The 14,301-nt window shown below is 65.2% G+C and carries 9 protein-coding genes; 4 read left to right on the top strand and 5 right to left on the bottom strand.

Annotated elements, in window-relative coordinates:
* Positions 1-34 precede the first annotated feature (34 nt).
* Positions 35-1,180, top strand: a complete 1,146-nt coding sequence (locus AB0C34_RS04415) for an acyl-CoA dehydrogenase family protein (RefSeq protein WP_357067327.1) — start codon at positions 35-37, stop codon at positions 1,178-1,180.
* A 63-nt stretch (positions 1,181-1,243) separates the two neighbouring features.
* Here AB0C34_RS04415 and AB0C34_RS04420 read toward each other — a convergent pair whose 3' ends face one another.
* Entirely contained in the window at positions 1,244-2,797 is a 1,554-nt protein-coding gene (locus AB0C34_RS04420; RefSeq protein WP_357067329.1) for a putative glycoside hydrolase, read from the bottom strand.
* A gap of 248 nt (positions 2,798-3,045) precedes the next feature.
* On the opposite strand from AB0C34_RS04420, the gene AB0C34_RS04425 reads away from it, so the two are divergent.
* Complete coding sequence (locus AB0C34_RS04425) at positions 3,046-3,966, top strand: polysaccharide deacetylase family protein (RefSeq protein WP_357067331.1); 921 nt, start codon at positions 3,046-3,048, stop codon at positions 3,964-3,966.
* Positions 3,967-4,068: 102 nt separating this feature from the next.
* On the opposite strand, the gene AB0C34_RS04430 is transcribed toward AB0C34_RS04425, so the two are convergent.
* Complete coding sequence (locus AB0C34_RS04430; protein WP_357067333.1) at positions 4,069-6,699, bottom strand: AAA family ATPase; 2,631 nt, start codon at positions 6,697-6,699, stop codon at positions 4,069-4,071.
* Between the two features lie 982 nt (positions 6,700-7,681).
* On the opposite strand from AB0C34_RS04430, the gene AB0C34_RS04435 reads away from it, so the two are divergent.
* Positions 7,682-9,982, top strand: a complete 2,301-nt coding sequence (locus tag AB0C34_RS04435; protein ID WP_357067335.1) for a hypothetical protein — start codon at positions 7,682-7,684, stop codon at positions 9,980-9,982.
* 180 nt (positions 9,983-10,162) lie between these two features.
* Here the strand turns inward: AB0C34_RS04435 and AB0C34_RS04440 are convergent, their stop codons facing one another.
* From AB0C34_RS04440 to AB0C34_RS04450, 3 genes are all read right to left on the bottom strand, one after another.
* Complete coding sequence (locus tag AB0C34_RS04440; RefSeq protein WP_357067336.1) at positions 10,163-11,077, bottom strand: MBL fold metallo-hydrolase; 915 nt, start codon at positions 11,075-11,077, stop codon at positions 10,163-10,165.
* Positions 11,078-11,575: 498 nt separating this feature from the next.
* Complete coding sequence (locus tag AB0C34_RS04445; protein WP_357067338.1) at positions 11,576-13,099, bottom strand: HAMP domain-containing sensor histidine kinase; 1,524 nt, start codon at positions 13,097-13,099, stop codon at positions 11,576-11,578.
* Positions 13,092-13,769, bottom strand: coding sequence for a response regulator transcription factor (locus AB0C34_RS04450; protein WP_357067340.1), 678 nt, complete (start codon positions 13,767-13,769; stop codon positions 13,092-13,094). The genes AB0C34_RS04445 and AB0C34_RS04450 overlap by 8 nt, the downstream gene beginning before the upstream one ends.
* A gap of 119 nt (positions 13,770-13,888) precedes the next feature.
* Between AB0C34_RS04450 and AB0C34_RS04455 the strand changes: the two genes are divergently transcribed.
* The gene (locus AB0C34_RS04455; protein WP_357067342.1) at positions 13,889-14,263 is read left to right on the top strand and encodes a PepSY domain-containing protein; all 375 of its coding nucleotides are present in this window, start codon (positions 13,889-13,891) and stop codon (positions 14,261-14,263) included.
* Positions 14,264-14,301: the final 38 nt, after the last annotated feature.

The following is a 14,301-nucleotide window of genomic DNA, read 5'->3' on the forward strand; positions in this document are numbered from 1 at the left end:
TGGACCGGCTGGTGTGGTCACTAGGAGGTTTGGTGTGGAGCGCACACTGTTCGAACCGGAACACGCGCTGTTTCGAGAGTCGTTCCGCAAGTTTCTCGCTCAGCACGTTGCGCCGAACCACGCCACCTGGGAGGAGCAGGGCATCGTCGACCGTGCGGTCTGGCTCGAGGCGGGTAAGCAGGGCTTTCTCGGCATGGCCATGCCGGAGGAGTACGGCGGCGGCGGGGTCGAGGACTTTCGCTACAACGCCATCGTCGTCGAGGAGTCGGTGCGCGGGCAGTACTCCGGTCTGGGCTTCGCGCTGCACAACGATGTGATCGCCCCCTACCTGATGGAGCTGGCCAACGAGGAGCAGAAGCAGCGCTGGCTGCCCGGCTTCTGCCGCGGTGAGCTCATCACCGCGATCGCGATGACCGAACCGGGCACCGGTTCGGACCTACAGGGCATCAAGACCCGTGCGGTGCGCGACGGCGACGATTGGATTCTCAACGGCGCCAAGACCTTCATCACCAACGGCATCAATTCCGACCTCGTCATTGTGGTCGCGCAGACCGACCCGGACAAAGGCGCGATGGGCTTCAGTCTGCTCGTGGTCGAGCGCGGCATGCCCGGCTTCGAACGTGGCCGCAACCTGGACAAACTCGGCCTGAAGGCGCAGGACACCGCCGAGTTGAGCTTCACCGACGTCCGCGTGCCCGGCAGGAACCTGCTCGGCACCGAGGGCATGGGGTTCGTTCACCTCATGCACAACCTGCCACAGGAGCGCCTGTCCATCGCCGTCATGGCGGCCGCGGCGATGGAATCGTGTCTGGACATGACCATCCGATACGTTCGCGACCGCAAGGCATTCGGCAAACCGATCGGCGGCCTGCAGAACACCCGCTTCGTGCTCGCCGAATTGGCCACCAAGACCACCGCGGTGCGCCTCATGGTCGACAAGTTCATCGAACTGCTCAACGAGGACAAGCTCACCGCGGAGGACGCCGCCATGGCCAAGTGGTGGAGCACCGAGGAGCAACTCGAGCTGATCAACCGTTGTCTGCAATTGCACGGCGGCTATGGGTACATGAAGGAATACCCCATCGCCAAGGCCTACCTGGACGCCCGCGTCCAGACCATCTACGGCGGCACCACCGAGATCATGAAGGAGATCATCGGGCGCAGCCTGAAACTGTCCTGATAGCAGGCCGCCCTGCGACGAATGGTCGGATATTGCCCGTTAGGCGCAATATTCCGCGTGTGCTCAGTCGGGGTTGATGGCCCCGCCGTGATATTTCACCGTGGGGCTCCATAGGAAGAAGCTATCGAGCCCGGCCGCATGGGTGGCGTCGACCTGTGCCCTGACTTCGGCGTCGTCATAGGACACGCCGAGGCTGAAGTCCTGCAGCCAGGGCATGACCTGACTGCCGGTGCCCTCGGTGCGGGCGCGGAAGTCCTGCAAGGAACGGATGATGATGTCGTAGGGCTGGGCATTCGGGTTCGGCACGCCGTATTCACCGGAATGCCAATGCGAGGGATAGAGCATCGGCGCCACGACATCGACATTGCGCGCTATCGCCGGGATGTCTTGGGCGATCTGGTCGGGTCGGGTGGCGGCGATGCCGAAGACGGCGGCGCCGAGGTGGGCGCCGGCATCGTGCACGGGATCGCGACTCTGCCGGAGGAACTCGACGATCGACGCACTGGGAGTGTCGGTCAGGCCGGGGAAACGCATGCCCGAGAGGTCGCCGTCGGGGCGGCGGACGTAGTCGTACATGATTCCGTCGAAACCGAGCCGGGCGGCCTCGACCGCGAGGGCAATGTTGTACTCGCGGACTTCTGGGTGGGCGAAATTGGTGAACGCGATCGGCCCGTATCCGCTGGAGTAGGGCTGTCCGGACGGATTCTGGGTAACCCAATCCTGGCGGCCGGTACGCCAGGCCCACGCGCCCATCGTCGGATCGCGGAACGCCACGATCCGACCCACGACCTTCAGGCCGTGGTCGTGCAACTGTCGGATGGCCTCGCCGGCGTCGTAGATGGCGCCGACCGCACCGGACTCCCGGGCCAACAAGACTTGCGAGTCGTAGCCGACGATGCCGTCCTCATCTTTGATATCGAGCTCGACGGTATTGATGCGCCCTTGGCGGGCCAACTCCAGCACGGCTTCCCGCATCGGGTCGTACGCCCATGCGTACGCGGTCACATGGACCGCCTTGATTCGGGGCAGATCGACGCCGGCGGACACGACCTGCGTCGTCACGTTGCCTGCCGCATCCACCGCGACCACATCGGCGCCCACCGGGGCACGCGGCACCGTGATCTCGAACCTGCCGCTCGGGTCCGGGAGTACCGACCGGCCGCCGAGCGATACCCGTTCGGCGCCGATTGTGCTGCCACGCACCGTTACCGCCTCCTGGTAGGAGGTCACGGGTTTCGGTTGCTCCAGGGCCAAGTTCGGCGGCTCGGTGTCCACGGTGAACGTCGCTGACGCCCCCACCGCCTTCCGGAATAATCCGAGCGGGCCTCCGGGCTGGATGACCGCAAGGAAGGTGTGCGTGCCGTCGCACAGGCCGCGCGGCCGATACACGACAGTATCGCCATCGACCTGGCCATCGACCGGCGTGCCGTCCAGTGTCAGTCGCACGGTGTGCGGATCGTGGCCGCGGGCGTCCACGCGCAGTTCCAGGGTCGCGAGTGCGGTCGTGCCGAGCAGGTGTCCTGGAAGTCCGTGCAGCGGCAAGCCCGACGGTTGGGAGCGTCCGGCATTGATGATCGTCGAAGCGAGCAGGAGGGCCAGGACCGCCCCGACTGCCATGATCGCCAACCGTCGTCGACCGACTGACCGAAACCGTATGAACAACGCGCACACCAACCTTCATCGTTGCCTTCATGATCACTATCCGCGACGGGTGCGGTAGCTCAGCGGCGTTTTCGAAGATCGGCCGTGAACCGTTGTCGCCGCGTAACATTCGCGCCATGATTCGGTACCCGGCTCTCGCGCTGCGGGCAGTCTGGGCGATTCTTCTCACGGTGCTAACCGCGTGCGGTGGTACGAATGCTGGTGTGCCCTCATCGATTACGGAGAGTTCACAGTCGTCCTCGACGTCGAGTCTGCCGAGTCCGGCCGAGGTAGCCGCCAATGAACTGGGGCTTGTTCCGGTTCTGATGTACCACCAGCTGTCCTCGGATCCGGCCGGCGAATACGACCAGACTCCGGAGGAGTTCCGTTCTGAACTGGAAAGGCTGTACCGGGAGGGTTACCGCCCAGTGACGGTGACGCAGTACCTCTCGGGTGATCTCGACCTTCTCGCCGGCACACACCCGGTGCTGCTCACCTTCGACGACTCCACGACAAGTCAGCTGCGATTCACCGATAACGGTGCGGTGGCGCCTGACTGCGCGGTCGGAATCTTGCAGGAATTCGCCACGGGCCATCCGGGTTTCGCTCCCGTCGCAACTTTCTATGTCAACAATCAGCCGTTCGCCGGTGATGCTCGCGCCTTGCCGTGGCTGGTCGCACATGGGAGCGAAATAGGCGCTCACACCGCCGATCACAGCAATCTCGCGCGCCTGGGCGCGGAGGCGGTGCAGCGCGAGATGGTGCAGAACCTGCGCGCGATCACCACAGCCGTTTCCGGGATGACCGTGCGCACAATGGCACTGCCACTGGGTGTCTTTCCAACCGACCGCGCCCTGGCCGCCAGGGGAACCTGGGATGGCACCTCCTACGTGTTCGATGCCGTGCTGCTGGTCGGGGCGAACCCGGCGCCGGCACCATACGGTCCGATCGATTCCGGCGCGGTGCCGCGCATCCGCTCCGGCCGTGCGGAGGTGCCCTTCGACTCGGCCTATTGGCTCGACCGGCTCGCCGCGGATCCCGATCAGCGCTACACCTCCGACGGTGACCCGCAGCGAATCTCGTTTCCCCGGCACCTCGCGGGTGATCTGAATCCGCGCTGGGCCGGACGGGCCAACCCCTACTGACAACCCTGGTCATCCGACCCGCTGTCTTCCGTCGAGCAACCACTCGGCGCCGGATCAGATGTTATGGCGCGATGTCGGCGACCGATTGTGGGGACGCTGTGTCTACTGTTGTCGGCGGGGTTGTTGCTGATTGCGTCGGCTCGGTCGGCGTGTGGCTTCTTTTCGGACCTGGTCCAGGCGGTCCTCCGGCACGAATCTGATGATGTCTTCGCGTGAGGTGATCATCAGCTTCTGCATGATCGAGGCCATGTGCGCGTCGACGGTCCGGACGGAGTTGTCCCGGCGCGTGGCGATCGCGCTGTTGGTCCACCTGGCCGCGGCCAAGGTGGCGACTTCCTGCTCGGCGCCGGTCAACTGACGCCAGACCGACCGGGCGTCCGCACCGACGATGCGATCCCCCGAGCGGTTGTCGATCACCAGCGTCCCCATCGCGAACCGTTGCACTTCGTCCAGTTCGGGACGAAGCAGCGTCCCTTGGGTTTCCGCCGCCGTGAATGCTTCGGGTCCGATAATCCCGCGGGCGACGGCGAGGGCCTCGGCGCTTTTCCTCGCAAAAGGCCCACTGTGGATGTCGACGCCGACCCTGGCTCGTAACGTCGAGGCTCCGCCGGCCAGTTGAGCGGCTTCGGTAGCGAGGACGACCAGTTCATCGCGGTCGGCATGTCCCGTCTCGAGCGAGTCGGTGATGATTCGCGCCAGGGACCATATCCGAAACTGGAGCGTCCACAGCGCACTCCACTGATCCCGGGTGCGGAGTTGGTATGCCAGTGCGGTGCGTCCGACTTCCATCGCTTCGCCGGGGTTGCCGTGATTGGTCAAGGTGATCGCCAACGCCAATTGCGCCCAAGACTTCGCCAGCGACGGGCCGCAAGCGCCGGCGTTGTTCAGACAGCGCGCGGCAAGCTCATGAGCTTCCTGCGACGTTCCGAGCATTCCCGCAGCCATCGCCGCGAATGTCTCGGTGGTGACCGCGGCACCTGAATCGCCGGCCCGAAGGAACTTGTCGCGCGCCCGAGTCAGGACGGTGATTGCCCCGGCGTCGCCCTGCTCAACCAGGAGTATCAGGCCCACAGCCAGTTCGACATAGGCGGGCAGGCCGATATCGATGTCGGCGGTGTGTCGCCAGTTCGGTCTATCGTCCGGGTCCGGCCGGTAGGCGCGGAGGCACTCTTCGAGCAACTGCTCGGCATCATCGGGCAAACCCTGACTCAGCGCGATGAATACCGTCCAGGCCATGGCCTGGACTTGGAGTTCGGTGGGTTGTGGGTCCAGCGAGCGGGTCGCCGCCAGGGCGCGTTCTGTCCATCGTCTGGTCTCTCGGAACGATCCTCGGAAGAACGGCAGGCGCAGCGCCATCAGCCCGACACAGATCTCCAACCCGAGGGTTGCCTTACCCGGAGTGGTGATGCTTCCCTCGATGGCGGTCAGCGTGTTGTCCCATGCCGCGCGAGCCCAGTCCAGAAAGTCCTGCTCTGCGGGGCCGACCCAGTTCGCCGCCGCGTGCACGACTTTGTCACGGTAATACCGGCGGTGCCGCTCGGCCAGCCGCTCCGGTTCATCGACCTCAGCGGTCGAACGTTCCCGAAGTCGTTGCGCGGCGAACAGCCGAAGGCTCTCCAACAGGAAATAGCGCGTAGTGGTCGAGGTGATGCGCACCGACACCAACGACTGATCGACCAGTCGCTCGAGCAGATTCTCGATCTCCGCTCGAGCCAGCACGATACCTACGTCGGCGTCGTCCGCGGGATTCGTCTCGTGTTCATTCTTCGCGTCGTCGCAGCAGACGACCTCGATCGCTTCCAAATCGGCGCCCACATCGACAGCGGAATCGCCCTCGTCGTCTTCGGGGTTCGCATCGTATCCGGCGGCGAACACCGACATGCGGTCCAAAAGCAGACGCTCTTTGTCCCGACACAAGTCATAGGACCACGCGATGACATCAACCACCCCCCGGTGACGCGGATCGGCTCCCGCCCGTGGTCCGTGCGACCACCGCATCCGCCGGTCATCGTCTTCGGCGCCACTCAACTCGTGAAGGAGCACCGCCAACGGTTGGCGAACCAACCGTGCGGCAGCCAATCGGACATACAACGGGTGATGGTGGATATGCCGACATATTCTCCCGGCCATGGCAATCTGATCAGGATCGACGACGGGATGTCCGGTGAGTTCCGATCGCTCCCGAAACAAATTCAAGGCCTGTTGCCGTGACAACGGGGGAACCTCGATCAGTTGCTCGTCAACCCACTTGAGCGCCTCGCGGCTGGTCGCCAAAACGCTCAATCGTGGCACCGCCTCGAGTAACCGGGCGATCACGTCACCGGCACTGTCGAGCACATGCTCGCAGTTGTCCACGACCAACACGCTCTGCACCGTCCGTCCCACCGCGTCCGTCTCGGTCAGCGTGTCGACCAGTGCCGCCCACGCCGATCTCCCGGAATAGTCCTTGTCGACCACCGACTGGGCCATCTCCTCCTCGACCGCCACGACGTCGGAATCTTTCGCCAGCCGTGCCAGCCGCACCCAATGCACCGACACATGCCTGGTCTTGTGATAGCGACGAACCGCCTCGGCGGCGAGTCGGGTCTTGCCGATCCCGCCCGGACCGATCAACGTGACCAACGGTACAGAACCCAGCAATAGGGTGACGATTTTGTCCAGCTCCGGCTTGCGGCCGACGAAATTGCCGACCGCCGCCGCACCGGCAGTTCGCTCTCGCTGTGTTACGGACATGATGCTTTACCTTATTACCCTTGCTGCCGGACCAATAGCCTGACTCCGTGCATCAACGACCAGACGCCCGAACGCATGTTCCTGCGCTGTGGCGTGATTTCGCAGGACCTGAAGAGAGCGGGAACCTGATGGCGATAATTCGGCTGTTCATGTGCCATCATCTCCATATCGTCGCGGTAAAACAATGTCAGGTAGCCGATGACGTCGAACTCTCCGGCGGGCGGGTCGACCCTTGGGTGGTTATGGCGGCCGAGATGTGCTTGGCATCGATCGCCATCTTCAGCCGCGTCATGCTCTCGCGGAGAGGCTTTCGGGTGGCGGGACTCCTTGATGATGATTTCAGTTCGGCGACAGGCAATCCGATCGCGCTGCGAGACCTTTCCGGAAGGTGGCCGCCGCTCGTCTCCGGCAGCCGCTCTGGGCGGTCGATGCGGTTCGCCGGTCCGCTGTGCCCGGGTGTACTCGCAACCGCCGCGTCCGAGAATTCTGTTGTCGCAACAGCACACGGCGGAATCTGCCACATGACGGTGCGCGGCGGCAGGGGCCGCGTCCGGCCGCCGTTGTCTCCGGCGGCGTTGTTGTTCCGAGTGCGACGGTCCGCCGCCACAGCGGGCGATGGCGAACGGAAGGTGAACACCAGTGGTCGCACCCGGGACGGGCTGTGAAAATATTTCAGCTACATCGCACCGCGTTGTTCACTGCGCGGTCGGTAGTCGTTAACGAGATCAGGTTAGTGTGTAAAAGCGTTTCCGGGGACTGTTGATCAGCCCTGAGTGTTGCCTATCCGATGCTCATCCCGTTCCGCTGTGCCTCAGCGTGCGCCGGGAGGAAAACGAATCAGGACGTGGCTGTGAAAAACTGGAAACCTGAACGTTGGGATCCGGTCCGATGGCAAGCGCGCATTGTTGCGCGATGGTGGCACCAGTGGATCGCAGCGTCGCGTCTGCGGCGCTGGACTGGATACATTATTCTGATTTCTTTCGTGCTGTTTGTCTTCCCGGGTGTACTGGGCGCAGTGGCGGTCGCCGAGACCGGCACCAGGACGGCCGGATCGTCGAGTAGTAGTGCGCTCGGCTGGATGCGCATCGCGGATTCGTCAGGGGTGCAACTCTCAAGCTATCTTTTCGCGACCGACCGTGGCGGTGTGTTGAATCCGGGAAACACTGTCATTTCGTCCATCTTGGGTTTGGAGTTCGCGGGCTGGAAAATCATTGTGACCACCGCGATCTGGTTGATCGGTTACGCGTTGAGCTTTCGGTGGCTGGATATGTTCTCCAGCGCGTTGACCGGTTTGGCACACAGTCTGACCGGGCAGATCGCGACGCCGATCATGTTGGTGACCGCGGCGGCGATCGGCTCGTTCTTCGTCGCGTGGTTCGTCGCTCGCGGTTTCTACGCCAAGGCGACCACCCAAGTGGTGACCATGGTGGCGGTCGCGGTGCTAGGGCCGCTGTTCCTCGCCGAACCGTTGGCGGATGTGTTGTCGTCGCACGGATTGCTGATACAGGGACGTGATCTCGGTATCTCGGTGGCGGCGGGGTTGGACGGAAACGATAGTGCGGATCCCTCCGGCATGGTGGCAACCATGCAGAATACGCTGGCCGACAATCTCGCGAGGCGCCCGCTTCAGGTGTGGAACTTCGGGCATGTCATCGACGACAAGCCGGCCTGCCGGGCGGCCTGGTCGGCGGGTATCAGCGCCGGCAGCGAGGGGCGCGTCACAAGCGGTCTGCGTACTTGCGGGGACAGCCTCGCCGGCGAAGCAATCGCTAATCCGAGCTACGAGCAGGTCGGCACCGGACTGCTGCTGCTGATATTGGGAACGGTGTTACTAGCCTTCGCGGCGATACTGGCCATCAAGGTCATCAAGGCGGCCTTGGACACGATCTATCACGGACTGATGTCGATCTTCGGGTTCGCGGCGGGGGGATTCATTTACGGGCCGACACAGACCTTTCTGGTGCGAAACATGGTGGACTCGGTCATCGCGGCCGCGCGGATGACGGCATTCACCGTCTTTCTCGGCGTCTATGTGCTGCTCCTGGGAGATCTGTTCCGTCTGGCCGGCGACCAGGTGATGGCGGTGTTCGTCGTCGGCGGGATCGTGGAAATCATAGCGATTTTCCAGCTCAAGCGACTCAGCCGCAGCCTGGACCGCGGCAACGAATGGCTCGCCAATCGGTTCGCCTTGACCATCCAGGGCAACACAGGTGCGCGGGGTTCGAGTGGCGGGTCCGCATTGGGTATGGGCGCGGTCGGGGCGAAACAGTCGCTCCCCGGCGCATCTGTGCTGGCTGGGCTCGCCGCGGTCAGCACAGTCAACAGTTCGCCGGCGACCGAATGGCTCTTGGGCGGTACGCGTTCCCCGCTGCGGCCTTTCGCCAGAGCCGAGCGGACATCCCAAATGGCTCAGTGGGCACTGTGGTCCCGGCCGGGTTTCGGTGGGTCCGACGGCCATTACGCGCAGTCGTACATGAATCGGATGATGTTCGGAAACGCCGCGCGTCGGGCAGCCCGGGCGGCCGGTGGCGTCGACACCGTGCGAGGCGCGGCCGCGGCGCTGCAGGGCATGGAGGATGTCGGTGGGAAAGTGTCCGATGCATGGGGTGCGCTCACCGCTGCGGGGTTCACCGATGAGACGGTCATGTTCAACGGCATTCGCTCCTGGGCGATCGTCGATGCGAACTCCGATGACTGGACGCTCGCCGACAAGCACCTCGGCCATGTGGTCGCCGCGGTGCAACGTGCTCAGCACTCGTCACTTCGCCTCGTCCAAGGAGAGGGCGCCTCTGAGGAAGCCGCCGCGGATTTGGCGACATTGCAGGCGGCGGCGTTCCGATATCGACGCGCCAACCCTGGTGGCGTCACCCTGGATGGCGGGGCCGCCACAGGGCCGCAACGGAGGTTCGTCGACGACTACATGGACACTCCCACGCAGGCGAAGATCAAGCAGCTCCAGAAATTGTCGAACGGTGATCTCACGGTGGCCACCGGCATGCTGGCAAACATCGATCAGGCCGACGCGGGGCGCATGATGCAGTGGATCGGAAACGAGCACGCGAAGCGTGTTCTGGAGCACGTCGACACCGTTCTGACCGACCCGGCCGATGGCGAACTACTCCGCAACGCCCGGCGTGTGATCGTGGCCGCGACCGACACCGACCAATGGGCGGCCGGCGCTTCCAGAACGCCGTGGAACTCGCTGGCGCCGCCGGGAATCAACAATTCGGCGCTGCCCGGGTGGAATTCGGCGCTGCGCGAAGTCGCTATCCTGTTGAGCTGAGGTCGGTCGGCGTAAAGGTGGGTCTGGAACCTTCGGTCATGCTCGGGTGCGTCGGCGTGACATGGTGGCGGTGCAGGCCCCTACGGCATGCGCGCCGGCTCCGACGACTCGGCTGGTATCGCCGGGGCGCTCGCGGACCCGCGTTTCATCCTCGGCCACCCGCGCTGATCGGACGAGCGGTCAGTATTCCCACCAGGCAGGCACCCAACGAAACACGTCGCCGACGACCGCCACTCGGCCGACGGACGGGAACGGTAGGTGAGTGGCCACCAGCGGCTCGCCGGTCGCCGCTAGCTCTCGCAAAAGACCGACCCGAACGCGAGCCGCCGCCTCGGGGTCGTGTTCGAATCCGTTGTGCCAGTCGGGGTGGTCGAACCCGACCGGGAACACGGCGTCCCCGGCGAACGTCAGCCGGTCGCCGCCGGACGCCAGGCGGACCACGCTGTGCCCGGGAGTGTGCCCGCCGGTGCGAGCGACGACCACTCCCGGCGCCACCTCGTATTCCGCTTCGAAGGGCCGTAGCTGGCTGCGGTACTCGTCCAAGAACCGCACGGCGACCGACCGAAGCACGTCCGGCACCTGCGGCGGCATGGACGTGCGGGAGAAATCCGGTGACGTCCAGAAATCGGCCTCGGCGGCCGCCAGATGGACCCGCAGGTCCGGACGCAGCCGGCCCCTCAGTCCGTCGGCGAGCAGCCCGCCGACGTGGTCCATATGGATGTGGGTAAGCACCACGTCGGTCACGGATGCGGGGTCGATGCCAGCGGCTTCCAGTCGCAGGGCCAGCCGTCCGGCCCGCGGAAAGTCCGGGTACTCCACCCCTAACCCAGCATCGATGAGTACCGTCCGGCCGCCGCTCCGCACGACGACTACATTCAGCGGCCACTCGAGCATGTCCCGCGGCAGAAACATGTCGTCCAGCCAGGCCACCCGGACGGCCGGGTCGGCATTGGTGGCCAACGTCGCGGCTGGCAGCGATAGCACCCCATCGCTGATCACCAGCACGTCGATCTCGCCGACCCGCAGCGCGTAGCGCGACGGAACCAACTCGTCGGGTCCCGGTTCACCGGGGTGTGAGGTGTTGTCCGAACTCACGTTTGTCGCTCCTGATCAGGTGGTGGGGATCGAGGTCGGCGGCCCGATGCGGCCGCCGATCGGGTTACTGGTACGGACACCGTCAGGCGAAGCATGATTCCACTGGCATTGGATATCTCGAGACAGAGCGGCGGCTGAAGTGAATCCCTATGGAAATGATGTGATTCTGATGCCCGAGTCCACCGCGCGATCGACCTCATGACAGGTTTCCCGAGCGTCGAGTGCTTCGACTGAACAAGATCTTGCAGATCAGCGGTTGTCGAGACCATGTTCTGCCAGGAGTTCGTGTGCCAGTATTGCCGAACTGTCCGTGTTGGTCAGGCCAGGCCTACGGCGAGTCACCGATGTCGTATTCGGCGTATCCGTTTCCGTGCGGCGACGAGCGGTGGGCGCTGATCGAACGGCTGCCCCGCTGCGAGCAACACAGCGGGGCAAGGGTGGGCGTGGTGTGAAACATCCCCGCCACCCAGATCCTGGACGCGCGCTGGCCGCAGCCCACTACGAGTGGACGGTGGGCAGGGTGACGACGAAGCAGGCGCCGCCGTTGATGCCGTCGGTCGCGCGGATGTCGCCCGCGTGCCGTTGCACGACGTCTCGGACGATGGCGAGGCCGAGGCCCGCACCGCCGTCGTCGCGGCTGCGGGCATCGTCGAGCCGGACGAACCGCTGGAAGATCCGATCCCGGTCGCCGTCGGGCACCCCCGGCCCGTCGTCGGCGACGGTCAGCACCGCCTTGCCGCCGATGGTGTGTTCCAGGCCGACTCGAATGGTGGTGGCGGCGTGCCGTTGGGCGTTGTCGATGAGGTTGCCCAGTACCCGGGCCAGCTGGGTCCGGCTGCCGGTGACGACGACCGCGTCATCGGGCAGTGCGGCGTCGACCGCGATCCGGTCGCCGGCCCGGTGCGACAGCTCGTCGCGGACCAGGGTGCCCAGGTCGACGCGATCCGAGCGCGGTTGTTCGCCCGCATCGAGCCGAGCCAGCAGCAGCAGGTCGGCCGCGAGGTGTTCCAGTCGTACGGTGTCCCCGATCAACCCGTCCAGTTCGAGCAGTTGCGGATGGGCTTGGGCGACCTCGAGTTGGGTGCGCAGGCTGGCGATGGGGCTGCGCAGTTCGTGTGCCGCGTCGGCGATGAAGCGGCGCTGGCGTTCCGCGGACGCCTCCAATGCGGCGAGCGTGGCGTTGGTGGTGGTCGCCAGCCTGGCGATTTCGTCGCGAGCGGCGGGTTCCGGGACGCGCCGGGACAGATCGCCGTCCATGATTTCGGCGAGTTCGGCCCGGATCGCCTCCACCGGACGCAAAGCACGGCGGGTGACCAGCCAGGTCACCGCGGCGACCACGACGAGCAGTGGCGGCAGGCCGATCAGCATGGCGTGTCGCGCGTCTGCCACTGCGCTGTCGGCGGTCTCCAGGGACGCGCCGGCGTAGACCGTGGCCGGCTGCCCGTTCGGCGTGATCGCCGCGAGTGCGGCGACCCGGAACGGATGGGGTCCGTCGCCGTCCACCGTCAGCCGCACGTCGCCGAAGGTGGCCTCGTCAGTGGCCGCCGACGCGGCGGCGGGACCAGAGGGCGTCTGGGCGTCCTGCTCGTCCTTGTCGTCCTCTTCTTCGTCCTTGTCGTCTTCTTCCTCGTCGTCGTCGCTGGTCTCGTCTTCGTCGTCTTCGTCGTCCTCCGAAGACTTCGAATGCGGGCCGTAGTCCGCCATGGGGGGTTGGCCGCGGACGCCTTCACCGGCCGCGAGAACTCGCCGGTCGACCGAAACGACCTGCACGGGCTGGCTGTCGTCGTCGGGAAGCGTCAATCGGGCGGGGTCGGTGCCGGCCGCGAGCTTGCTTACCACCTCGCGCGCCGTCGTCTCCGCTTGCAGGTTCGCACTGTCGACCAGGTTGTGCCGCAACACCGCCAGCACCGCCAGCCCGGCGGCGGTCAGCGCCACCGCGACCACTGCCGTCGCCGCCAAGGTGGTGCGCGCCCGCACCGACCGCCACCAGAAGAAGCGCCCACGGCGCGGTCGGTCAGCCACGGTCGGCCGCCAGTCGGTAGCCCGCGCCGCGAACGGTGGTGATCGATCGGCGCCCGAACGGAGCGTCGATCTTGCGCCGCAGCGTGCTGATATACACCTCGACGATGTTCGGATCCCCGTCGTAGGCGAAGTCCCAGACATGATGCAGAATATCGGCTTTCGACACCACCTCCCCGGCGCGCACGGCAAGATGTTCGAGGACGGCGAATTCCTTCGCGGTCAGTGTCACTTCCTGCGTGCCGCGCCGACAGGTGTGCGTGTTCGGATCCACGATGAGGTCGCCGATCCGCAAAACCGATGCGCCGCCGCGGGTTCGGCGGCGAAGCAGAGCACGGATGCGGGCGAGCAGCACCACGTAGGAGAACGGTTTGCTCAGGTAGTCATCGGCCCCGGTGTCCAAGCCTTCGGCCTCGTCGTATTCGCCGTCCTTGGCGGTCAGCATCAGTACCGGTGTCTCGTGACCTTCCTCGCGCAGCGTGGCACACACGCGGTAGCCGTTCATCCCGGGCAGCATGATGTCGAGAATGATCAGGTCGTAGTCGGTGGTAGTGGCAAGGTGTAGCCCCTCGGCGCCGTCGTGGACGACGTCCACGGCAAAACCCTCGGCGGACAACCCCTTTGCGAGGGCGAGAGCAAGACGCTTCTCGTCCTCCACGATCAGCAAACGCATTCACCTAGCGTGGCAGACAGTTCCTGAAACGGCCTTCAGCCGGGTTCAGCTCTGCTTCAGCTTGGCTTTGCCACAGTGGTGGCCGATTCCAGAGCAGAACTCCCGCAGGAGGTTTCACCATGACTACCGTTCTCCGCCGCGCATCCGCCGGTCTTCGTTGGGTGCTTGTCGGCGCTACCGCCGCTGTTGTCATCGTCGGCGGAAGCCTCGCCCTCGCCGCCTTCGCGACCGGCGGCAACTACTGGACCACGGTCTCTTTCGAGCCGCCCGAATCGGACTGGTCGCTCGTCGCGAACTCGACCGTCACCCGGCAGCAGGCCATCGACACGGCGGTCGGCGCTGTGCCGGGCGGCCGGGTGACGTCCGCCGAGATCGACAAGGAAGCCGGCGCCGCGGTGTGGGAGGTGGAGCTCACCAGCCCCGATGGTGTGGAGCACGAGGTGACCATCGACGCGAACAGTGGCAAGGTGCTCTCCACTGTCAACCACGACTGATGCCCCGCGTGGGTCGGTAGGTCGCCAACCGACCCGAC

This window comes from Nocardia sp. NPDC049220 (assembly GCF_040647855.1).
Lineage (GTDB): Bacteria > Actinomycetota > Actinomycetes > Mycobacteriales > Mycobacteriaceae > Nocardia.

Excerpts from the sequence above, each read along its gene's own strand:
- AB0C34_RS04420 (WP_357067329.1), bottom strand. The coding sequence starts at position 2,797 with ATGGCAGTCGGGGCGGTCCTGGCCCTCCTGCTCGCTTCGACGATCATC.
- AB0C34_RS04430 (WP_357067333.1), bottom strand. The coding sequence starts at position 6,699 with ATGTCCGTAACACAGCGAGAGCGAACTGCCGGTGCGGCGGCGGTCGGC.
- AB0C34_RS04455 (WP_357067342.1), top strand. The coding sequence starts at position 13,889 with ATGACTACCGTTCTCCGCCGCGCATCCGCCGGTCTTCGTTGGGTGCTT.
- AB0C34_RS04450 (WP_357067340.1), bottom strand. The coding sequence starts at position 13,769 with ATGCGTTTGCTGATCGTGGAGGACGAGAAGCGTCTTGCTCTCGCCCTC.